General features: G+C 39.8%; 23 protein-coding genes and 1 other annotated feature. Of the genes, 4 read left to right on the plus strand and 19 right to left on the minus strand.

Annotation, left to right across the window (positions count from 1 at the left end; all coding sequences use genetic code 11):
* Window positions 1-45: 45 nt before the first annotated feature.
* Entirely contained in the window at window positions 46-396 is a 351-nt protein-coding gene (locus tag AC5WOE_RS13755) for an EthD domain-containing protein (protein WP_496049141.1), read from the plus strand.
* Window positions 397-442: 46 nt separating this feature from the next.
* On the opposite strand, the gene AC5WOE_RS13760 is transcribed toward AC5WOE_RS13755, so the two are convergent.
* The 5 genes from AC5WOE_RS13760 to AC5WOE_RS13780 all read right to left on the minus strand — a co-directional run bounded on the left by AC5WOE_RS13760 (window position 443) and on the right by AC5WOE_RS13780 (window position 4838).
* Window positions 443-1360: an RluA family pseudouridine synthase gene (locus AC5WOE_RS13760; RefSeq protein WP_496052813.1), complete on the minus strand. Its 918-nt coding sequence runs from the start codon at window positions 1358-1360 to the stop codon at window positions 443-445.
* Window positions 1360-1842, minus strand: a complete 483-nt coding sequence (gene lspA, locus AC5WOE_RS13765) for a signal peptidase II (protein WP_496049143.1) — start codon at window positions 1840-1842, stop codon at window positions 1360-1362. Before lspA ends, AC5WOE_RS13760 begins: the two co-directional genes overlap by 1 nt.
* A 243-nt stretch (window positions 1843-2085) precedes the next feature.
* On the minus strand, window positions 2086-2781 hold the full coding sequence (locus AC5WOE_RS13770; protein WP_496052814.1) for a TraR/DksA C4-type zinc finger protein: 696 nt from the start codon (window positions 2779-2781) through the stop codon (window positions 2086-2088).
* Between the two features lie 114 nt (window positions 2782-2895).
* Window positions 2896-4140 carry an MFS transporter gene (locus tag AC5WOE_RS13775; RefSeq protein WP_496049145.1) on the minus strand — a complete coding sequence of 415 codons (1245 nt, stop codon included), beginning with the start codon at window positions 4138-4140 and terminating at the stop codon, window positions 2896-2898.
* Between the two features lie 176 nt (window positions 4141-4316).
* Window positions 4317-4838 carry a GNAT family N-acetyltransferase gene (locus AC5WOE_RS13780; RefSeq protein WP_496049146.1) on the minus strand — a complete coding sequence of 174 codons (522 nt, stop codon included), beginning with the start codon at window positions 4836-4838 and terminating at the stop codon, window positions 4317-4319.
* A gap of 300 nt (window positions 4839-5138) precedes the next feature.
* On the opposite strand from AC5WOE_RS13780, the gene AC5WOE_RS13785 reads away from it, so the two are divergent.
* A complete protein-coding gene (locus AC5WOE_RS13785; RefSeq protein ID WP_496052815.1) occupies window positions 5139-5966 on the plus strand; it encodes a hypothetical protein in 828 nt (275 codons plus the stop codon).
* A gap of 295 nt (window positions 5967-6261) precedes the next feature.
* On the opposite strand, the gene AC5WOE_RS13790 is transcribed toward AC5WOE_RS13785, so the two are convergent.
* From AC5WOE_RS13790 to AC5WOE_RS13830, 9 genes are all read right to left on the minus strand, one after another.
* A complete protein-coding gene (locus tag AC5WOE_RS13790) occupies window positions 6262-6651 on the minus strand; it encodes a hypothetical protein (protein WP_496052816.1) in 390 nt (129 codons plus the stop codon).
* A gap of 176 nt (window positions 6652-6827) precedes the next feature.
* Window positions 6828-9593, minus strand: a complete 2766-nt coding sequence (gene ileS, locus AC5WOE_RS13795) for an isoleucine--tRNA ligase (RefSeq protein WP_496049149.1) — start codon at window positions 9591-9593, stop codon at window positions 6828-6830.
* 42 nt (window positions 9594-9635) lie between these two features.
* Window positions 9636-9872: a binding site (T-box leader), on the minus strand.
* On the minus strand, window positions 9873-10691 hold the full coding sequence (locus tag AC5WOE_RS13800; protein WP_496049150.1) for a DivIVA domain-containing protein: 819 nt from the start codon (window positions 10689-10691) through the stop codon (window positions 9873-9875). It lies immediately after the preceding feature.
* Window positions 10692-10906: 215 nt separating this feature from the next.
* Window positions 10907-11683: a YlmH family RNA-binding protein gene (locus AC5WOE_RS13805; RefSeq protein ID WP_496052817.1), complete on the minus strand. Its 777-nt coding sequence runs from the start codon at window positions 11681-11683 to the stop codon at window positions 10907-10909.
* Window positions 11684-11694: 11 nt separating this feature from the next.
* Window positions 11695-11976, minus strand: coding sequence for a YggT family protein (locus AC5WOE_RS13810; RefSeq protein ID WP_496049152.1), 282 nt, complete (start codon window positions 11974-11976; stop codon window positions 11695-11697).
* A gap of 27 nt (window positions 11977-12003) precedes the next feature.
* Window positions 12004-12408, minus strand: coding sequence for a cell division protein SepF (locus AC5WOE_RS13815; protein ID WP_496049153.1), 405 nt, complete (start codon window positions 12406-12408; stop codon window positions 12004-12006).
* Window positions 12409-12432: 24 nt separating this feature from the next.
* Window positions 12433-13122 (minus strand): YggS family pyridoxal phosphate-dependent enzyme, encoded by a 690-nt coding sequence (locus tag AC5WOE_RS13820; protein WP_496052818.1) that lies wholly within the window; start codon window positions 13120-13122, stop codon window positions 12433-12435.
* Window positions 13119-13931 (minus strand): peptidoglycan editing factor PgeF, encoded by an 813-nt coding sequence (pgeF, locus tag AC5WOE_RS13825; RefSeq protein WP_496052819.1) that lies wholly within the window; start codon window positions 13929-13931, stop codon window positions 13119-13121. The genes AC5WOE_RS13820 and pgeF overlap by 4 nt, the downstream gene beginning before the upstream one ends.
* An 83-nt stretch (window positions 13932-14014) precedes the next feature.
* Window positions 14015-14284, minus strand: coding sequence for a YlmC/YmxH family sporulation protein (locus tag AC5WOE_RS13830; protein ID WP_240874882.1), 270 nt, complete (start codon window positions 14282-14284; stop codon window positions 14015-14017).
* Between the two features lie 371 nt (window positions 14285-14655).
* Here AC5WOE_RS13830 and AC5WOE_RS13835 point away from each other — a divergent pair, with 371 nt between their 5' ends.
* Entirely contained in the window at window positions 14656-15594 is a 939-nt protein-coding gene (locus AC5WOE_RS13835) for an LPXTG cell wall anchor domain-containing protein (protein WP_496052820.1), read from the plus strand.
* A 127-nt stretch (window positions 15595-15721) separates the two neighbouring features.
* On the opposite strand, the gene sigG is transcribed toward AC5WOE_RS13835, so the two are convergent.
* From sigG to spoIIGA, 3 genes are all read right to left on the minus strand, one after another.
* On the minus strand, window positions 15722-16498 hold the full coding sequence (gene sigG / locus AC5WOE_RS13840; RefSeq protein WP_240874880.1) for an RNA polymerase sporulation sigma factor SigG: 777 nt from the start codon (window positions 16496-16498) through the stop codon (window positions 15722-15724).
* A gap of 152 nt (window positions 16499-16650) precedes the next feature.
* Window positions 16651-17373 carry an RNA polymerase sporulation sigma factor SigE gene (gene sigE / locus AC5WOE_RS13845; RefSeq protein WP_496049157.1) on the minus strand — a complete coding sequence of 241 codons (723 nt, stop codon included), beginning with the start codon at window positions 17371-17373 and terminating at the stop codon, window positions 16651-16653.
* Window positions 17374-17386: 13 nt separating this feature from the next.
* Window positions 17387-18295: a sigma-E processing peptidase SpoIIGA gene (gene spoIIGA / locus AC5WOE_RS13850; protein WP_496049437.1), complete on the minus strand. Its 909-nt coding sequence runs from the start codon at window positions 18293-18295 to the stop codon at window positions 17387-17389.
* A gap of 400 nt (window positions 18296-18695) precedes the next feature.
* On the opposite strand from spoIIGA, the gene AC5WOE_RS13855 reads away from it, so the two are divergent.
* Entirely contained in the window at window positions 18696-19262 is a 567-nt protein-coding gene (locus tag AC5WOE_RS13855; RefSeq protein ID WP_496049158.1) for a GNAT family N-acetyltransferase, read from the plus strand.
* A 140-nt stretch (window positions 19263-19402) separates the two neighbouring features.
* On the opposite strand, the gene AC5WOE_RS13860 is transcribed toward AC5WOE_RS13855, so the two are convergent.
* Both AC5WOE_RS13860 and AC5WOE_RS13865 read right to left on the minus strand, forming a co-directional pair.
* Window positions 19403-20293, minus strand: a complete 891-nt coding sequence (locus AC5WOE_RS13860; protein ID WP_496052821.1) for a tyrosine-type recombinase/integrase — start codon at window positions 20291-20293, stop codon at window positions 19403-19405.
* 185 nt (window positions 20294-20478) lie between these two features.
* Window positions 20479-20799: a hypothetical protein gene (locus AC5WOE_RS13865; RefSeq protein ID WP_496052822.1), complete on the minus strand. Its 321-nt coding sequence runs from the start codon at window positions 20797-20799 to the stop codon at window positions 20479-20481.
* Between the last annotated feature and the right edge of the window lie 98 nt (window positions 20800-20897).

Here is a 20897-nt window from a genome sequence, read left to right on the forward strand (position 1 = left end):
CCTCATTGAAGAATTACAACTAGTGCATAAAGGGGACGCCTGAACATGTATAAAACAGTTGGAATTTATACAAAAATTACAGATGAAAAAAAGTTTGAAAAATATTATGTTGATAACGTCTTACCACGAATGATCAAATTTCCTGGTGTAATCAAGGTGAAAATTACTCATCTAATCACAAGCACGAGAGAAATACCCACCAGCTTTCAAGATATAAAATTTGTAATGGAGACCTATTACGAAACTATCGATGATGTCAGACAGCTAGTCAATACCTCAGAAGGAAAAGAAATTTTAAAGATGATATTGGAAAATCCATATGGAACATGTGGCAGATATGTCGGGGAAGGAGAATCATACTCCTTGAAAAACACAAAAACTTTTGATAAACAATAATAAATTTTCTATAAGCCTAATGCAAAACCTAGGGAAATCCCTAGGTTTATTCTGAACGCAGTTTTTCCATTAGTTGAGTAAAAGCCAATGGCGGTTCCGTTTTTAATTCGATTCGTTTTCCTGAGCGAGGATGAGTAAAACCTAATGCTTCTGCATGGAGAGCCTGCCCCTCAAACCCATATTTATTTTTTACAGGTCCATATACCAAGTCCCCAATCAACGGATGACCAATCGATTTCATATGGACTCTAATTTGATGAGTTCGGCCAGTTTCAAGCTTACACTCTACATAAGTTGCCTCAGCAAACCTTTCCATCACGGTAAAATGGGTAGTTGCATGCTTTCCATTTCGATGTTCTACCGCCATCTTTTTTCTGTCTCTCGGATCTCGACCAATTGGAGCTTCAATCAAGCCGCGTTCATGGCGGATAACACCATGAACGATGGCAAGGTACATTCTCGTTATCGTATGTTCCTTTAATTGCTCTACCAACGAATGATGGGTCAGGTCGTTTTTAGCAACCATGAGCAAGCCAGAGGTATCCTTATCGATCCGATGGACAATACCGGGACGAGCTACCCCTCCTATCCCAGATAACTCTTGTTTACAGTGATAAAGCAAGGCGTTAACTAATGTCCCACTATAATGACCAGGAGCAGGGTGGACGACCATGCCACGAGGTTTATTCACCACCAAAACATCTTTATCTTCATAACAAATCTCTAAGGGAATATTTTCTGGTAAAATATCGGAGTCTACTACTTCTGGAACATCTATCTCCACTTTTTCTCCGAGTTTTACTCGATAGCTTTCTTTCTTTATTTTTCCATTTACCAAAACGCGATGGTTTGATATCCATTCTTGTACTCGTACCCGAGACCAATCTGGCTCAAATCCTGCGATTGCTTTATCCAAACGCTCTCCTGCCATCTCTTCGGTAATAATCACTTGGTGTATATCCATTAGGCATCTCCAACTGAAGTATCATACTGCTCTTTTTTGTAATCCATTAAGTTCGCAATTAAAAACAAAATTACACCTACACAAATTGCGGAGTCCGCAACATTGAAGATAGGAAAATGATAACTCCCAAACTGAAAATGAAAAAAATCAACAACTTCTCCTGTACGAATCCGATCAAGCAAATTTCCTACTGCTCCACCCAGCACAAAAGAGAGTGCTGTCTTCGTCAGCATCGATTCTTTTTTCATTTTCACCATAAATACAATAATTGCAATGACAACACCAACTGTCACTACAATAAACAACCAACGCTGTTCCTGTAAGATACCAAAAGCAGCACCTCGATTGCGGTGAGAGGTGATAGAAAAGAAGTTATTTATCACAGAAATTGATTGATATAGCTCCATATGTTGGACAATCCACCACTTGCTTAATTGATCAAGTCCGATAATTAGGATCGATATGAGAAAAAAAAGTAACACAAAACTCCCCCGTTCCATTTATTCATTTCCGATTGTAGCACAAGGAGACGAAGGAGGAAAATGACTTTTGAACGATTATGTTTTACTTAAGAACAACAGGCAGTAAACTGGGAAAACGGGTTCCCACTAGCCTAATATGCGTCACTCCAGATTCTCTGAAAATATCTGTTCTTACTAATACAAGGAAGCACCCTTTCCCATCTCATAAATAATGAGCAATGGTCGCTTCCTATTACTGTATTTTTAGCTATCTTCGTCTAAATTCAGTTCTCTTTCTTTCCGATAATATGCTTCGTTATGAATGATTTCCGGCATTCCTTCATTGTGACCGGTTATATCGGTGACGGCAAACCCTTCAATAAGATCCACATATCCTTGGGGCTCATCGTTATCTTCCAATAATTCATCATAGGATGTACCATCTTGAAAATCATCAGGTGGACTGGATGTGCCAAAACGCTCTACCGACTGCCAAGCATCCTCTCCATCAAAGCCATTGTAATCACTATCATCCTTAAAGCTGTGTGTTATAGAATTTTCTATCACCTCTTCTTCAATCGGACGATGCCCAGTAATTTGATGAGTAGATTGATGCCCGTTGCACGTAGTTGTCCACGGAACAGCTTCTAATCGTTCATAAGGAATTTCTTGGTGACATACCTCACATATTCCATAACTCCCTCGTTCCATACGAGATAAAGCACGATTCACAGCATCGATGTGATGCTGATCCGCATCTTGCAATGCCAAATCTTTCCCTCGTTCAAATAGCTCTGAACCAACGTCTCCCGGGTGATTGTCATAGCCCGATAATTCTCCAACCGAGTCATTCATTCCCATTTCTAACCCATAATCATGATTTTGTTCTAAACGCTGTTTAAAATCTTGTTTCTCCTTTATTAATAGCTGCTTTAACTTCTCAAGCTGTTGTTGATTCATCGAACATCCTCCACACTTTTTTTGTTAGCATTTCCAAAAACAAAAAAAGTACTTACTAAAACGCAGGCAGCCGGCAGACAAGTTTTCACTTGTTCACCGGCTACCGTACACCAATTATTCGTTTGGTGTTTCATCCCAGATTGTATGGGATTTTTTGATGATGAGTAGGTAAGCCAAGACAGCGGACAACATCATGCACGGTGAATCCATCATCCACATACCTTGGTACCCAAACCCAATCCATTCTCTTAAAGCATTGCCTACGGGAGGCAAAACTGCTCCAAGGTCATAGATCGTGTAGAAGATAGCTGTAGCCATCGCTTTTCTGGTTTCAGGAACAAAAACAACTGCCAGCGAGTAAACACAAGGAGCAAGGCAGCTGAGCCCCATTCCATTAGCCACTGCGGCAATGTAAAAGAAAAGCAAATTTTTCCCGAAGCTCAGGCAAAGAAGACCAATCGCAAAGCAACTATAAGATACAGTTACCAAGCGACTTCGTTCCAAGCCTTTTCCACTACTTTCTTGACTGCGAGCAAAACTACTCACCAGCACCCGACCAAACAGGATGACTAGCGAGTTGACCATCATAAACTTATAGGCGTGACCATCATACCCCATTTCTTTCGTATAAGGGTAGATATAGGTGGTTACACCTGCAGTGTAGATCGTAGCCAAGCCCATAATCGAAGCAAATGGGCTGATCACCTTGAAAACCTGGGGCAAGGACATCTGTTTTTCATCCTTTTGAAGGATTCCTGTGCTCATCCTCACCACTTCAGGCTTCCTTAGTACACTGAAGAGAAGAAACCCGAGCAAGGCGAAGGCAATCCCAACCTTGAAAACGTCCCAAAAATGACCGTTTTCTGCCATGAACAAGCTGAATGCAGTCATTGCTGTCATCGCCAAATCCCCAGAAGCACTGAAATAACCTAGCCCCTTGATGCTTCCTTTAGGGATAATGCGTGTACAATATGCCTTTACTGGAGGGATGGACAAGCCATATGCAACACCATGAACCAATCGCCAGACAATCAGTTGGTCTCCAGTTTTTACTGTTGCGTATCCAAAGAAGGACAGTCCCATCAACCCAATTGCGACAAGGCCGATCGACTTATAACCAATCCGGTCACAAAGATATCCCGAGACAGGTCGGAAAACAAAGGTGGGAAGAATAAAGATTCCCACAGCCAGATTGACTTCTTCTTCCGATACCGTCATTTTGTCCTGCTCCAAAAACAGCGGCAAGATTGGAGCAATGAGATAAAATGCCCCTATCAAACAGAAGTTGACAAGGACAATGTATACATACTCCTTTGTCCACCATCGTTGGTTCTTCTGGACAATAATCGTCGTTTCCATTTTTCTCTCTCTAGTTAGGCCGACATAAAGATTTTAAACGAAGAACCCTTTTACGAACAGGTAAATCATGGTATTTTATCATCTATTCTGAAAAAATGTAAGCAGTGACCTTTGTAAAAGATAAAAAATAATCCTATCTCACTATTGGAGATAGGATTATTTTTCTTACCCTGTATCTATTTTTGTTTACGCTCTGTCTGTATTTTCTTCTCATAACTATAAAAGGGTACTTCCCTTCTTGGGAAATAAACTTGTCCCATCTCTTTATATCCAAACTTCTCATACAGCCCTCTAGCTACTTCATTTTCTTCATAAGCATCGAGACGAATAGAAGTATAACCACGCCCCTTGGCATATTGATCAGCAAATTCCATTAAAACTTTGCCTGTGCCTTCTCCTTGAAAATCCAAATGAACCACTAATCGATGCAAATAGAGAGCTTTACCATCTTCTACTGCCCAATCGATATCTTTATGTTCAGGTTCTTTCTCTTCGTCTAAAACAATAGAACCAAGAATATCTTCATTTTGAACCGCGACATACAAGTTTCCCTTTTTTATATCTTCTTGTAACATCTGAATACTAGGATCGTTGTGATCCCATTGGTGAATATCATTTTCTTGAAGGTCACGTCTGGCGATAATATACATTTCTACGATTTTGTTAAGATCATCCATTGTTCCTTTGCGAATATCCATTTGTTACTCCCTTCCGCAATACCTGTTCATTATTTTACAGTTAATCCTTCTAACTGTAAAAGTTAGTGAATTAGAGTTAACTTGAATCACATTCCGTCACATTTATATATTATCCATTTGGTTTGTACTACATGAGTAATGCAAGAAAATGCTCTGCTATATTCACTTATCGTGGAAATTGTGAGCGTCTGTACATTTGATGCGTCATGATCGAAAGTTGGGTATATTTTGTTTTCTATATCAACGTAGTATAATATTTGTACAAACTGCTGGAGCACCACATCCCTTGAAGGGGGAGCCATGCCTGCCATTGGCGAGATGCTGGGTTCGATCGACCTCGGTCTGGGCGGTAAGACCGCCACTTACAAATGGACGGCCACCGGCCGACGGTCGAACGAGGACGGCACGGAAACACTGATCGGTGCCGAGATCGAGTTCCTCGACGGGACGGTTCGTGCAAGCGGCACTGTCGTTCGTAAGGACGACAAGATCATCAAAATCGACGGAACCTATGAGACCTATCAGCTGGAAGAGGGTTTCGCCCACCTCCGGGTGAGTGCTAAGGGTTCCATCCAGATCGGTGACGAAGACATCATCGTCCGCGGAAGCTGCAAGGGCTACTACGGGTACGAAGCTCGTTACTGCTGCCAGCCGAGGCACGCTGTGGAGGTGCCGGATCACCCGAACAACATCACCATCATCCGTGATGGCCGCATCCGAGGTGTCATCGGTGAGGTGAGCACCACACGAACCACCGGACAGAGGAAAGCGATCATCTGGGGCTCGACGGTGTTCTCCGAGCAGGGAAACATCGAAGAGGTAACAGGTGTAGGCGAAAAGCTCGCCCGCCTGAAGCTGTACGGGTTCGACTGTGAGGCGGAGTCCATCAAGATTCGCGGCACCATCTCTCTGAAGGGTAACGCCTCTGCCAAGAGCAAGGAACACAAGCTCATGGCAGAGGAAGTCGAGGTCGGTGGGTTCGTATACACCGCCATGACAACCAATCCCCAGAAGCAGGCCCTATACCGCGGTGTGTACAGTGACTACAAGCCCTATACTGGGAAGGAAATCATCGTCGACACCGACCCCGATTGGCCGACGGTAGAAGTCGACGGCGAACGGGTCTGATGACCTGTCTGCATGTGTGCTCCAGCGGTGGAGGGGCGGATGACAATCATTCATCCACCCCTCCACCGCTGGGAAAGGCTTTCCTATTTCTCAGCGGCGCTGATCATAAACCTTACTTCATATAAATCGAGTGCATTCCAAGATATCTATCCGTAATATTTGTAGTTCCTAACACATTCAAGACCCCTATAAGTCTTTCTAGGGGTCTTGAAAATGGATCAAATTTTTCTTCGTTATGTGAATAGAGTGATAGGTATGTGATTAGTTTCTTTCCTATGTATATTGATATTTTCCTTTAAAAAGAATCAAGGTATTTTTGATCAGAATCTGTATCTTGGTCTTGTCTGTTTTTATAGCAATCAGCCAAAAATCTTTGTTTACTCCCTACAAACGAATTCATTTCTCCTGGGGAATGATCTTCAATTAACTGCATTAATTCATGCCCCTCTGGGGTCGAATAAATTGTATCCAATACTTGATAAGACTCAAAGTAGGTTTCTAAAATAAATTCGACTCCTTTAAGTGCCTCTGCTACTTTTTCCTCACTGATCGGAACCATTCTTGTAACCTCTGTATAAAGAACACCAGGAAATTTATGAAGCCGTGGAAAGATAACTTTTTTGTAAAATTGCTCAAATAGTTCCACGTTTTCAATGTCTTTGTAAATAGAAACGGTTTTAATCAAGATGGAAACACCTCACAATTATAGATTTAATCCGTTTAAAATTGGGACTCATTTTCTATTATAAGAAATATTAAACATTAAAGTAACCGTTTCCAACATTTTCAGACAATTTTTTTCAATCATTTCTTTGATTTGTAACCAAAAAGAAAAGAGTTGCTAATTAGCAACTCTTGTTCCTATGAAACATCTATTTCATTCGTATAACAATCTTCAACTATAGGAGCACAGCGATCACAAAGTGATGGATGATGCTCATTCTGACCCACAGATGGGGAGATTACCCAGCAACGCTCACATTTCTCACCAGATGCAGCCGTTACTTGTACTTCAATCGTTTCTACATCTCCAGAAACCGGGTGAATTTCCACATCAGATACGATAAACAAATCTTTGAGTTCTGGAATTCGATTTAGCAATGTTGCAGCTTCAAATCCTGGTGTGATGTCCACTTTTGCTCCTAGTGAAGTTCCAATGGCCTTAGCAGTACGTGCCTCTTCCAATGATTTAAATACAACATCACGAAGGGTTAAAAATTGATCCCATTTCTTTTCCAATACAGAATCTAGTATATCAACATTTACTACTGGAAAATCCGTCAACTCAACACTTGTTTCTTTTTCACCAGTAACATACTCCCAAACTTCATCTGCTGTATGCGGGATAATAGGTGCTAATAACTTAACAAGTGTCACCAATAGCTCATGTAGAACGGTCTGTGTCGCACGGCGAGAAACGGAATTTGGTGCTTCGACATACAATCTGTCTTTTCGTACATCGAGATAAAACTGTGAGAGAAATACGGTACAAAATTGATGAATGTTGGTATAAACCAGATTGAAATCATATTTCTCATAGCCTTTGGTCACACGTTCTACCAATGCTTGTAACTTGATGAGTACATACTTCTCTAATTCATCCATTTGATCTATGGATACTTGCTGCGCTCTAGGATCAAAGTCCGCTAAGTTTCCAAGTAAGAACCGGAATGTATTACGAAGTTTGCGATACACTTCCGCGATTTGCTTCAAGATTTCATCGGATACACGGAAATCAGCTTGGTAATCAGAAGAAGCTACCCATAGTCGCAAAATATCCGCTCCATATTGTTTCATCACCTTGGCTGGATCGATGGTGTTTCCAAGTGATTTCGACATCTTGCGTCCTTCTCCGTCTAAGGTAAACCCATGACTTAAAACTGCTTTGTATGGTGCATGTCCTGTTGTTGCTACAGCAGTAGAAAGAGAGGAATTAAACCAGCCCCGGTACTGATCCGAGCCTTCTAAATACAAATCAGCAGGCCATACTGTCTCCTCGCGCTGAGTGAGCACTGCACGATGGCTGCTGCCTGAGTCAAACCATACATCCATCGTATCTGTTTCTTTCACAAATTCTTTAGCACCACATTGTTCACAAATGTGTCCCTCTGGCATTAGCTCAGTCACATCTTTTTTATACCAAGCATTTGAACCTTCTTGCGCAAATAAATCGGCGATAAATCCAATCGTTTCTTCATTGATATGGGGATGATTACAAGAACTACAATAAAATATCGGCAGTGGTACACCCCAAACGCGCTGACGAGAAATACACCAATCTCCACGATCAGCTATCATATTGGATAACCTTACTTCACCCCATTCTGGAGTCCACTTCACTTGTTTGATCTGCTCTAACATGTCTGCTCGAAATCCATCGATAGAAGCAAACCATTGTTCCGTAGCCCGATAAATAATCGGTTTCTTGGTTCTCCAATCATGGGGATAAGAGTGTGTGATAAAGGTGAGTTTTAATAATGCTCCTACCTCTTCTAATTTTTCCGTAACTTTTTTATTTCCATCTTCATAGTAAATACCTTCAAATCCAGGTGCTTGATCCGTATATTTTCCTTTTTCATCAATAGGAGAAAGCACACCTAAATTATATTTCTTACCTAACCAGAAATCATCTTCCCCGTGTCCTGGTGCAGTGTGTACAAAACCTGTACCAGCATCTAATGTAACGTGGTCTCCAAAAATTAAGGGACTTTTCCGATCATAGAATGGATGACGACAAACGACACCAGCCAGTTCTTTCCCTTGCCAATTATTCGTTATATTATAATCTTCTACACCGATCGTTTTCATTACGGAGGCTACCCGATCTGTAGCTAATACGAGTTTTCTGCCCCCAGTTTCTACAAGGCTATAGGAAAAATTTTCATTTAAAGCTATCCCTAAATTTGCTGGGATTGTCCAAGGAGTGGTTGTCCAGATTACTACTTCACTTCCTTCTGGAAGAACACCCCCAGTTTCCATCACTGGAAAAGCTACATAAATAGAAGCAGATCGTTTGTCATGGTATTCAATTTCTGCTTCGGCAAGTGCGGTCTCCGAAGAAGGGGACCAATAGATGGCCTTCATTCCACGATAAATATGACCTTTTGCCATCATGTCTCCAAATAAACGAATTTGTTCAGCTTCATATTCAGGTTTAAGCGTAATATATGGATTTTCCCAATCTCCACGTACACCTAATCGTTCAAACTGGGATTTTTGCCGTTCCACAAAAGATAACGCATAATCTGTACAAAGATCTCGAAAAGTTGGAATATCAACTGATCTTCTATCTACTTTTTTCTTGGTAACAATAGCATGCTCAATTGGTAAACCATGTGTATCCCAACCCGGAATATAAGGAGCATCGAACCCAGCAAGTGATTTATACCGAACAATAAAATCTTTTAAGATTTTATTCAAAGCGTGTCCAATATGCAGATCTCCGTTTGCATATGGAGGTCCATCATGCAAGATAAACTTAGGGGCACCCTGACGTCTTTGCAAAACTTGCTGATACACTTTTTCTTCTTTCCAACGTTTCTGGCGTTCTGGTTCTTTGTTAGGCAAATTCCCTCTCATCGGAAAAGCAGTTTTTGGTAATTGGAGGGTTTTACTATAATCGGCCATATTCCCAATCCTTTACAATAAAATAAAAAAACCCCCTCTATCCCATAGGACGAGAAGGTTCTCGTGGTACCACCCAAATTCGTAGTGACATTTTATATTGCCACTACCTCATAACTCGTTAACGAGAGTCAGCCGTCTCACCTTACTTATCGATTTTTGAAGTTCAGGTGAACAGTTCCTGGGTGATATAGCATAAAGTCTCTTTACTAGGCTTACACCATCCCTAGCTCGCTGGCAGAAAGAGTATTTCTAGCTACTTGTCCCACTCCATACTTTTGACTAGAACATTGCTTTTTTCTTTAATTTACGTGAAGTTCTTCGTAATTCACGGCGAGGTTCTTCTTCCTCTTCCATATAAGAAACTGCAACTTCATCCATTACTAAAGCATCTTCATCATTAAAATCATGCTGAATAGTTGGTAATGTATTTTCAATCATATAGTCTTGATTATCGTCTACTTCTGATAATTGTTCAAGTTGTTTATCATGTTCGTCAAGCCCTTGTTCAATTTCTTCTAGTGAATTCCAATCGGAGTTATCCAATATGTCAAGATGAGATTGAACTAAGGTACGAAATCGAGTGCGATAGATCGTAGATTTTTGTTTCAAATCAAGCAATTCCGTGTGTATCGCACGAGCTTTGGTAAGAGCTTCGTTGATGATACGGTCTGCATTTTTCTCCGCTTCCTGCACAATAAGTTCAGCTTCTTTTTTCGCATTTAGACGAACTTCGTCAGCCACTTCTTGCGCAACTCGAATCGACTTATGGATGCTTTGTTCCATCGAGGTCAGCGCTGCTGCTGTAGGTTGCAAGGAATTCATCGTATTATCCGCAGCAAAGCGAGACGGGGTTTGTTGAGCTGGAACTTCTTGAACCGGTTGTTGCTGTTGCGAATTAGCGTACATGGACTCGCCTTCCATAACTCCCTCTAATTCAGCTTGCAACTCTTCCACTTGTTGTTCTAATTCCATTTTCTCCCTAATAATCAAATCATAATCTCGTATAATCTGATCTAGGAAATCATTAACCTCATCGACATCATAACCACGAAAAGAGCGTTTAAACTCTTTGCTGTGTATCTCAGTCGTCGTTAGCATGAATGCACCTCCAAATTAACTGCATGCTCTAGAAATAGTCCCGATCACAGACAAAAGTAGTACCACTTAGGATTATAGTTAGTTACTAGAAAGATTTCTCTCTCTTAATCTAAGCATACCTCCTGTATGGTCTATCGCATGCCTTCCCTATTCGACAATATTAACAGATATCCTGCTTATTTACCACCTAGCTATGTAGAAATAACTGGAAACAGCTAGAGATTGCGTAAAAATCGTATAGGAAGCCTCCCTTTTTTTGTCGCTTCTCGCACTTCGTTCAGTCGAATTCTACCATAACCTCTAACGGAAATAACATCCCCCGTTGTAACAATATAACCAGCTTGATCGATCGTTTGCCAATTTACCTTGCACTTACCTAATCGAACTAAATCAACAGATTTAGAACGGGAAATTCGACAAACAGCTGCAATGATGGTATCTAAGCGTAAAGAGGAGACAACAGCTTGTTGCTCCATTCCTTGTTGTTGCTCTGTCCAAAGTTGATCACGAGCAATCTCCGAAATGATAATCCCCTTTCTCCCCACTTTTGTCAAGGTACCCATCACATAATCTTTCATTTCTTTTGCTATTATGACATCTGCACCATTTAATTTAGGTAAAATATCTCCCAGCATATAACGCTGAATACCAAGTCCAAGTAGAGAGCCGAGAACTTCTCTATGCTCCAATGAAAATTCGCTATCAAAACTTAAATAAACAAGAGAAAAAGCATCTGCATCCGGAAAGAGATATTCAGGAAATATACATATGCGGCATCTTTCTGCGTTTGTATATCCACCATCTTTTTCCATGCGGATATCTTGATTCTCTCGATTGACCAGTGTAGATAAAATATATTGTTCTCTTGGATCTAAAAATGAAGTTAGTACTTCTTTGTGCTTCCTAGATGCTTGGTATATCCAATCAAGTCCCCGTTCAACAAAAGCATGTTCCTCTTTGCGAAAATGAGTAAAAAGTTGATGATCATCCATAGCCCAGACTCCTATATGAGAGAAACAATCCAAAACCAGACGGTCAGTAGTCCAATCTGTACAAATTTAAGGGCAAAAATTGCAACAATTGGAGAAAAATCAATCATACCAATTGGCGGGATGAAACGGCGAAATATATTGAGATATGGCTCTACTATATTGCCGATTACGATGCCAATCGGGGAATCTTTAGCTTGAGGGACCCAAGACATAAGGATGTATATAATGAGTAGAATCTCAAAGATGTTAAAAGCCCATTTAATAATAGTAGGTACATAATCGAGTAAAATCATGGCTTAAAGTCACCTCAACTAAGAATTTTAAAAAGTTTCGTCGTTCATGATCTCCGTAATCGTGCCCTGTACATCTACATTCGCAGGGGTGCAAATGAAAATATGATCCCCTACCCTCTGGATCGAACCACCCAGTGCATAAACAGTACCGCTTAAAAAATCGATTACACGTTTTGCCTGATCACGTCTGACTCGATGTAAATTTACTACAACTGGACGATGACTTTTTAAATTATCCGCAATCTCTTGTGTCTCTTCAAATACACGTGGCTCAATCAATATCAAACGAATATTTTTTTGTGTATGTAAAGACACAATATTACTTTTCCCTTTTGCATTATTGTTTGGCTCTCTATCTAGATCCATCTCATCGAACTGCTCTTCATCATCATTCATTCCGAAAAAATTCATAAATCTTCCCATAATTGTCACAATCCTCTCCTCCCTACCGGGCGTCTAAGAGCTTGTCCCCACTAGAATAGAACCTAATCGCACAAAAGTAGCTCCTTCTTCGATAGCTACCTCAAAATCTTGCGACATGCCCATCGATAAATGTGGAACAGCAAATTGCTGGCGCTGTAACTCTTTTTGCAAGTGTCTTAACTCCCGAAAAACGGGTCGCACTTCTTCTCGATCGGGAGTATTTGGTGCCATTGTCATCAGGCCCGCAAGCTCAATATGTGAAAAATTCGCCATTGACCTTGCAAAATCATTTAATTCGACAGGAGAAATTCCAAATTTTGTTTTCTCTCCAGATACATTCACTTGAATAAAGCATTTTATCTTTTTGTGATTTGAAGCACATTTTTTATCTAACTCAGCTGCCAGCTGTAAACTTTCTAATGCATGTAAATATTCAAAACGTCCAATAATATCCTTTGCTTTGTTCCTCTGAAGATGACCGATGAAATGCCAGGTTCCTCTGTCTCCCAGCTGCTTCCATTTTGGCACAGCTTGTTGCACACGACTTTCACCAATATGCAAACATCCAGCATTCATCACTTGATTGGTTATTTCTGTATCGACATATTTGGTAACTGCTACTATATTTACTTCATCAGGACTACGGCCAGCACGTTCACATGCTTTATCAACACGATGCCTAATTTCCGCAATCCTTTTTGAAAAATGTTCCATAACTATCATTCCTTACTCCTTCTTTTCCCAATAAAAGCAACCATTCTCCCTGCGTTCGTCGCCTCTCTTCGATGAGAAAAAAACAGAGTGTCTTCACATTGGGTACAGCGATTACTTACCAAAATCTGATCATTGGCTAGTCTTGTGGATAAAAGCAAATGTTGATTTGCTTTCTTTAGGTCCAGTCGATAATGTCCTCGTGTTGTAGGTATAAATATAGACTCATCAAATGCTTTTGGCAACAACTGATAAAGCGGTTCCATCACACGGTCATCTACTTCATAACAACAACTGCCAATAGATGGACCAACCGCTACCAAAATTTGGTTTTTATCCGCTCCTAACTTGAGAAATTTTTCTATCATGCTCACACCAATGTTGGCCGCAGTACCTTTCCATCCTGCGTGAGCGACCCCAATCATATCCAGATCAGGGCTATAAAAGAGAAGAGGTACACAATCTGCATAAAATGAGGCTAACAATATATCAGACTCATCCGTGATAAGTCCATCTGTGCATGCGAACGCAGAATCTCGTGTTTCTCTTCCTTTTCCGCGATCGGCACTCATAACCAATTCAATATGATCTTGATGAACTTGTTCTCCACAAGTCCAACTTTCAAAAGGAAAAGATAAAGACTTTGCCAAGTATTGCCGATTGGTGATTACTTGTTCGGGATAATTTCCGACATGTAATGCATAATTGCGATTCTGCTCGGTACGTGTACTCATACCAGCAACCAAATGTGGAAAGGTTGATTCCCATTGCGCTAAATGCAAATAGGGATGATTTTTACTATATAATACAAATGGTTCCATGCAGATAGCCTCCTATGTCTTATCTTAACATTTCAAAAGAGACTACACCAAAACAAAAAAGTGATTCCTATTAAGGAATCTTGTTATTTTTGTGTATAAGCATCCATTTCTTGGTATCTGTTACCTAAACGTACCAATATAACATCCGAACCAATCTTTACTATTTGATTCCATGGGATGACCACTTCCTGCCCGCTTGATAACCAGCTAAACAACTTCTGCTCTGTCGGAACAACAATAGCCTTGATGAGTCCTTGTTTTAAATCAAGCTCCAAATCCTGAATCTGCCCTAATTTCTTCCCATCTGCAATATTGACCACATCTTTTGCCTGTAACTCTGATATCTTCATCATATCCGCAACTCCCCAATGTCAACCATATAATATTTATATATATGAAGCTACATTCTCGTTAAACACTCTTCCCTTCTTCTGATCAGATGGAATGAAATAAAAAAAATTCTTATACTATAATTTTTTAAAATTCAATAAATCCCTATCAAACACTAGACACAAAAGATCTTCCTATTGAGAAGCTCTATAAACCATAAAGTTATTCCATCATAGATTTTATTGGTGCGAATTTTTTGTAATTACAAATCTTCCTATTAAAATGTATGATTTACCAATAGATCAATCGCTTTATTCCGCATATAGTAGAAATACAGGGAAAAAAAGAATCTTATACTTAACTATTTAGATGAAGGAATACAGGAGGTTACTACATGAAAAGATTTACTATTCCTTTGATTACTTTTCTTTTTATTTTTTTCTTAATTTCTAATGCTCCATCTACTATTTTTGCTGAATCCAATACGAATAATAACAACATCAATCAGAATGTAACAGAAAATTTAAATTCTGATCAGCAAGCGCAAAAACATGATAATAACGTAGAGCTGAAAATTAGTGATAAGAATACACAAAAAAAACAATTAAGAGCAACAATAGAAAATGGAACAAAAGTAAAAGGAATTTGGACTTATTATTACAATGGACTCAAACAAGAATCCAAGCAGCACAATGGAACCTCTCTGAATATCCCTTTAAAAGGATATAAATTTGGAGAAGAATTGGATGTAAAGGTGGGTTTTTCGGGTAAAGTAGATGGGAAAGAGATGAATCTGACAGATCAATTTAAAATCTTCGGACTAAAAGTCACTTATGATAATTCGATCAAAGGAAAAGATCTATTTAAAATTAATGTAACCAATATTGATAAGGCTTACGGAAAGTGGAAGATACAGGTACAAGATAAACAGGGAAAAGTAGTTGGCAAGTATAGTAAAAAAGATGTTGATGGACTCGAATTTTCCCATGCTTTTTCCGACTTCAAAGATGGAACATATAAAGTAACCTTCTCTTTTAATGGCCAAATGCATGATTACGATGAACAGATCAAATTTGATTACTCGAAAAAGTTTGAAGTGAAAAACGATTCCACTCAAACACCAGGTAATGATAACAATCCTACACCTAATCCTAGTAACTCAAATACAGATACAAAAACACAACCAACTACAACTGCTAAAGATGCTACTGACGCTGCATCGAATGGTGGGGCACTGCCTAAAACAGCTACCCGCTATCCTCTTATGATTGTTGCAGGTCTAGTTCTTCTCATCATCGGAATAGTGCTGTATCGCAAAAACAAAACATCTTGAGTGACCTCAGTCAGAGCTTTGATGGAAGATAAAGTCTCTTCCTATATTAGTCAAATTAAAAACCAGTGCAATCGCACTGGTTTGCTGTTTTTTACCTATCTAACTATTAGTTGAATCCTCTTTTATATTATGTAACATAGCGATGCATTTGATGAATAGCTGCTTTTTCTAAACGAGAGACTTGAGCTTGGGAAATACCAATCTCATCTGCAACTTCCATCTGAGTCTTGCCTTCAAAAAAACGCATAGATAAGATCATTTTTTCCCGGTCATTTAACCTGGCAAGCGCTTCTTTTAAAGCTATTTCTTCTACCCATTGAATATCTTTTGCTTTCTCATCGCTAATTTGATCCATCACATAGATTGGGTCCCCTCCATCTTGAAAGACGGGTTCAAACAAAGAAACTGGATCTTGAATAGCATCTAGAGCAAATACAACATCTTCTTTGGGAACACCTAGTGCTTTGGATATCTCCTGAACCGTGGGTTCTCGAGAATGTCTGTTTGTAAGGTTGTCCCTCATTTGGAGTGCTTTATAGGCAATATCTCGCAAGGAGCGTGATACTCGAATAGGGTTATTATCTCGTAAATAACGACGGATTTCCCCAATGATCATCGGAACTGCATAAGTGGAAAACTTAACATTTTGACCTAAATCAAAGTTATCAATCGCTTTCATGAGTCCTATACAGCCTACTTGAAAGAGATCGTCTACACATTCCCCACGGTTATGGAATCGCTGAATAACACTTAGGACCAAACGGAGATTCCCACTCACTAGCTTTTCTCGAGAATCCAAATCCCCTGCCTGATACTCGCGAAACAGCTCTCTCATTTCCTGGTTTTTTAGGACTGGTAATTTTGATGTATCTACTCCACAAATTTCTACTTTGTTTCGTGCCAAGAAAAAGTCCCTCCTCAGGATGAAATCATGTTAAGTATCTCCTTCGGAGGGAAAAATATAATTCAAATACATAAAATGTAAATTAACTAATTTGTGTTAGTAGTCATCCTCTTATGTCATCAGAAAAAATACAAAGAAATATAAAGGTTTTCCTAGACCATCTTATTGAACTCTTTTCGCAATCGTTTGATTATTCTTTTTTCTAGTCGAGAAATATAAGATTGTGAAATGCCCAACATATCTGCAACATCTTTTTGTGTTTTTTCTTCTCCACCATTTAATCCAAAACGTAAAACCATAATTTTCCGCTCTCGCTCCGTTAAACTATCGAGCGCCAAACGTAAAATTTTCTTGTCGACCTGATCCTCTATGTCACGATAGATCGTATCATTTTCCGTTCCCAAAATATCCGATAACAACAATTCATTGCCATCCCAATCCGTGTTTAGAGGTTCATCGAATGAGACTTCCGAACGGATTTTATTATTACGACGTAGAAACATGAGAATTTCATTTTCTATGCAACGTGACGCATACGTAGCTAGTTTGATTTTTTTACTGGGATCAAATGTATTGACGGCTTTGATAAGACCAATCGTTCCGATGGAAACCAAATCTTCTATGTTGATCCCAGTATTTTCAAACTTACGAGCAATATAGACAACCAATCGCAAATTACGCTCGATTAACATTGCCCGTACGGCTGCATCCCCACTTGGAAGCCGAACAAGTAGATGCTCTTCTTCTTCCCTCGATAATGGAGGTGGTAATGCTTCGCTTCCACCAATATAGTAAATTTCACGTCCGCGAAGTCCCATGTGTATAAGTAAACGGTACCAGAACAATTGTGCAAACAATCTCCATTTGACTAACAATATGACTACCTCCTTAACTAACAATAGATAAACAGGAAGGATGAATAATCGCCTGATAGGAACCATCAGTAGATAATTGCCCGACATCTATTCCTATGAGAATTTTTCCAACATTATTCCACTGGTCGTCTCTCCATATCTCTACTTGATCTGGTTTAAAAGCAATCATCATATTACTATCAGTTCTAGCTGCACGATATGGGATAATTCTTATTTTAACCATCCACTCTGGCGGAATCTCACTCCAACTCTGCTCCCAATCTTTTGAAAGAAACATCCGATGTACTTCTTCGGGAACAAATTCGATCAACTGCTTCATTTCTACTAACATGACAGGTGCCCGTGAAATGGGGTCCCTCAGTTGATTTCCTGTGTCGACTAATCCAGTACACTCAAAACTCTTCCCTTGTATTTGGATGCGAACAGCAGTCATATACTGTTCAATCTGATCTCGTTCTTTCATCGATTGGAAGGAAAACTTGGTATAAAGCCAAACGAGCGGAAAGCCAATCATAATGAATACCCAAGAGACAGGAGAACCCCATCCTTTTGTCTCAGTAAATAATATCCCCCCAGCTACTTGTGCGTCCCCTACAAGCAAATAATGCAGTGCGACCATTGTTCCACCTGTCACAAAACAAATAAAGTAGAAAACTCCTAAAGTTCGGAGAAATACAAACGGATTCCGATAGCCAAATACGATCCAAATCATTAAGATAGAAGACAAAATTTTAACCGGAAGCGTATAGGCCAGCGTAAAATTTGGCCATAGGTAAAGAGTTGCATACAGACCACCGATAATCGATGCAGAGAACAAACGAAGTACCGTCGTTCTCTCCTTCCGTATGCCCGAAGTCAGCCACAGTAAGAGAAAGTCGATACAACCATTTAAAACAAATACGACATCTGCATATACAACCAGCTAGTCCCTCTCCTCTCTCCCTTGGCCTTCGTAAGCAGTATAAAAGATATATATTGCTAAGTCTGTTGAAACTTGCCTAACTATTTTTGATTCTTTTGGCGAAAAAGGAAAAATCACGGCATGCAATTATGGAGGGTATTTTTATTTTAAATATTCAAATAATTGAGTTAGATGATCTGCTCACTCTCATTTCTCAAGATGCTGATGAAAGAATTGCATTTCAAACAAAACAAGACTTGAAATGAAACATCCATGCTCTCTTTATGTTTTTCATTGAAATAAAAAGAATTTCGATTTAAAATTATAATATCTTACATAAAGGAATGAACGCCAATGATTGGGATAAACGTTTCGTCAACAACTGAGGTGATAATTTTTAGAAAAAAAGAGGGATAAAGAAATGACATTAAAGCTAACTTCACTTTTTCATGGCAGCCAAGTGCGATTGACTTCTTTTCAAGCAAATGATGCAATGGAAATGGTTCATTGGTATGAAGATGCAGATACACTCCGAAGATTGGATACTGATATTGCCTATCCAAAAACACTAGACGAGATACAAACCCCGGACCGCTTACAAAGTCGTATGCCGGGTGGTTTTCAATTTGCTATACGAACGATAGAAAACGATGTTCTCATCGGGTTCGTTGCCTTGCACTCCATTGAATGGAACAATCAATCAGGGCTTTTGGCAATTGGCATTGGAGATCCAAAATATCGCCGCAAAGGGCTTGGAACAGATGCAATAAAAGTTATGTTGCGATATGCTTTCCACGAACTTAATTTGAATCGTGTTGGGCTCGATGTTATTGAATATAACGATGCAGCGATCAAAACTTATGAAAAAGTTGGTTTTAAGATAGAAGGAAGAATGCGTTCAGCTGTACTTCGTGATGGTAGTAACTATGACCGTATCGTCATGGGTTTATTACGAAGTGAGTGGGAAGAGCAACAGAATCGTCAATAAGAAAAAGAATCCTTTAGGGGATTCTTTTTCTTATTGGCCCAGTGACAGGGTTCCTACCATAGACCGCAAAGTATAATAATATTTATTAAAATAATAAATTATCCCGTTGTGAGTTATAATCATAACCAGCCTATTTTATATTAGAGCTGGTTTAACTTATCCAGCATTGCTTTCCGACTAGGATTGGTATAAAGCAAAGTGGTATGGATGTTACTATGTCCAGCGATGGATGCCACTTCATGTACATTTAATCCTTTTTCTAATGCATTCGAACAAAAGAAATGTCGAAGATCGTGTGGAGAAATTGCAGGTTGAATATCAGCTAACTTGCTATACTTGCTAAATGACTTGAAAACAGTGATTCTTGAGAGTCGTTGGCTGCGGTTACTAACGAATACATACGGGCTAGCTTCTGTCAGTCGATACTTGGATCTTTCTTGTTTTAGGTAACCTCTCAATAATCGAACCACCTTGTCCGATAAAAAAACGGTTCGAGATTTCTTTCCCTTCCCATCTCTCACTAGCAACTCTTGTGATTCCAAATAGAGATCATGGATTACCAATGAAAGAGCCTCGCTGATCCGTAGACCGGTATAAACCAGTAAATTCACCAAAGCATAATCGCGTTTGTTTTTTGATTCTAACACCGTCTGAATAAATCGTTGTACATCGGCTTCACTATGTACAGCTGGTGATGCATATCCGTGCTGAACCTTCTTCCAATCCTCTTTCTGGATCACCAAATGATCTTGCGCCCCCATTTGAATAAAATATTCATTCCAAGACCGCAAACCAGCCATGTGAGAGTTAAACGTACTTGGAGCAATGCCTTTTTGCTGGAGAAAAACTTTATAATCAGCTACATTCTCCACAAATAATTGCTGTGGAACCCTCTGGAATCGATCTTGGAACCACTGAATATATGCTTTCGCAGAAGATAGATAAGAGGAGATCGTGTTAGGAGATTTTCCATTCAAGGTCAAATGTTGTTCGAACAAGCAAAGAATATCTTCTGATAAATTATGTTTCATCGAATTCGTGCACTCATTTCATCAATTATGTTTCATTACTAGCTTATATCCTAGCTGATTTTGCTCATTAAGTAAACATAATTTATATTATGTTTCAATATTTATAAAGAGCTTAAAAACACGTCGGCACCTGACTGATCACATATTTTGTGAACAGTTAGGTGCCGATTGTGAGCCGCCGGGTGTTACATGTGGAGACACACGTAGACCACGGAGGTCCACATTCCGTCTCGCATGACCTGCGGGATCGCGACAACGATGTCGTGCGACTCCTGGGGGTCGATGTGGAACTGGAGACCCGGGAACTTGTCCTCGAACTCACCAGCCTCAGCGCGGCGGCGGAAGTCCGTCCACTCCTCCTCGCTGGAGAGCATGGTCTTGAAGAACACGTAGTCCTCGCCGGTGGGGGGCGACACTGCAACTCGCCACTGACCCTTGGTGAGCTTGGTGAAGAACTTGTCTTCCAGACCGTCGATCTGGAAGACTGCCGGGTTCAGATCACGCATGATTGCTCCTTCGCAGGTATTACTGACAGTATTTCTATTATAGCAAATTTCTTATAAAGTAATAAGATTTTAAGTGCTTTCGTTTTTATCTATAATCG

The organism is Shimazuella sp. NTD248 (assembly GCF_059510395.1).

Excerpts from the sequence above, each read along its gene's own strand:
- pgeF (WP_496052819.1), bottom strand. The coding sequence starts at position 13,931 with ATGGAACCATTTGTATTATATAGTAAAAATCATCCCTATTTGCATTTA.
- AC5WOE_RS13855 (WP_496049158.1), top strand. The coding sequence starts at position 18,696 with ATGACATTAAAGCTAACTTCACTTTTTCATGGCAGCCAAGTGCGATTG.
- AC5WOE_RS13810 (WP_496049152.1), bottom strand. The coding sequence starts at position 11,976 with ATGATTTTACTCGATTATGTACCTACTATTATTAAATGGGCTTTTAAC.
- AC5WOE_RS13865 (WP_496052822.1), bottom strand. The coding sequence starts at position 20,799 with ATGCGTGATCTGAACCCGGCAGTCTTCCAGATCGACGGTCTGGAAGAC.
- AC5WOE_RS13835 (WP_496052820.1), top strand. The coding sequence starts at position 14,656 with ATGAAAAGATTTACTATTCCTTTGATTACTTTTCTTTTTATTTTTTTC.
- AC5WOE_RS13770 (WP_496052814.1), bottom strand. The coding sequence starts at position 2,781 with ATGAATCAACAACAGCTTGAGAAGTTAAAGCAGCTATTAATAAAGGAG.
- AC5WOE_RS13860 (WP_496052821.1), bottom strand. The coding sequence starts at position 20,293 with ATGAAACATAATTTATCAGAAGATATTCTTTGCTTGTTCGAACAACAT.
- AC5WOE_RS13805 (WP_496052817.1), bottom strand. The coding sequence starts at position 11,683 with ATGGATGATCATCAACTTTTTACTCATTTTCGCAAAGAGGAACATGCT.
- AC5WOE_RS13755 (WP_496049141.1), top strand. The coding sequence starts at position 46 with ATGTATAAAACAGTTGGAATTTATACAAAAATTACAGATGAAAAAAAG.
- AC5WOE_RS13760 (WP_496052813.1), bottom strand. The coding sequence starts at position 1,360 with ATGGATATACACCAAGTGATTATTACCGAAGAGATGGCAGGAGAGCGT.
- AC5WOE_RS13820 (WP_496052818.1), bottom strand. The coding sequence starts at position 13,122 with ATGATAGTTATGGAACATTTTTCAAAAAGGATTGCGGAAATTAGGCAT.
- AC5WOE_RS13780 (WP_496049146.1), bottom strand. The coding sequence starts at position 4,838 with ATGGATATTCGCAAAGGAACAATGGATGATCTTAACAAAATCGTAGAA.
- AC5WOE_RS13830 (WP_240874882.1), bottom strand. The coding sequence starts at position 14,284 with ATGATGAAGATATCAGAGTTACAGGCAAAAGATGTGGTCAATATTGCA.
- AC5WOE_RS13800 (WP_496049150.1), bottom strand. The coding sequence starts at position 10,691 with ATGCTAACGACGACTGAGATACACAGCAAAGAGTTTAAACGCTCTTTT.
- AC5WOE_RS13775 (WP_496049145.1), bottom strand. The coding sequence starts at position 4,140 with ATGGAAACGACGATTATTGTCCAGAAGAACCAACGATGGTGGACAAAG.
- ileS (WP_496049149.1), bottom strand. The coding sequence starts at position 9,593 with ATGGCCGATTATAGTAAAACCCTCCAATTACCAAAAACTGCTTTTCCG.
- AC5WOE_RS13785 (WP_496052815.1), top strand. The coding sequence starts at position 5,139 with ATGCCTGCCATTGGCGAGATGCTGGGTTCGATCGACCTCGGTCTGGGC.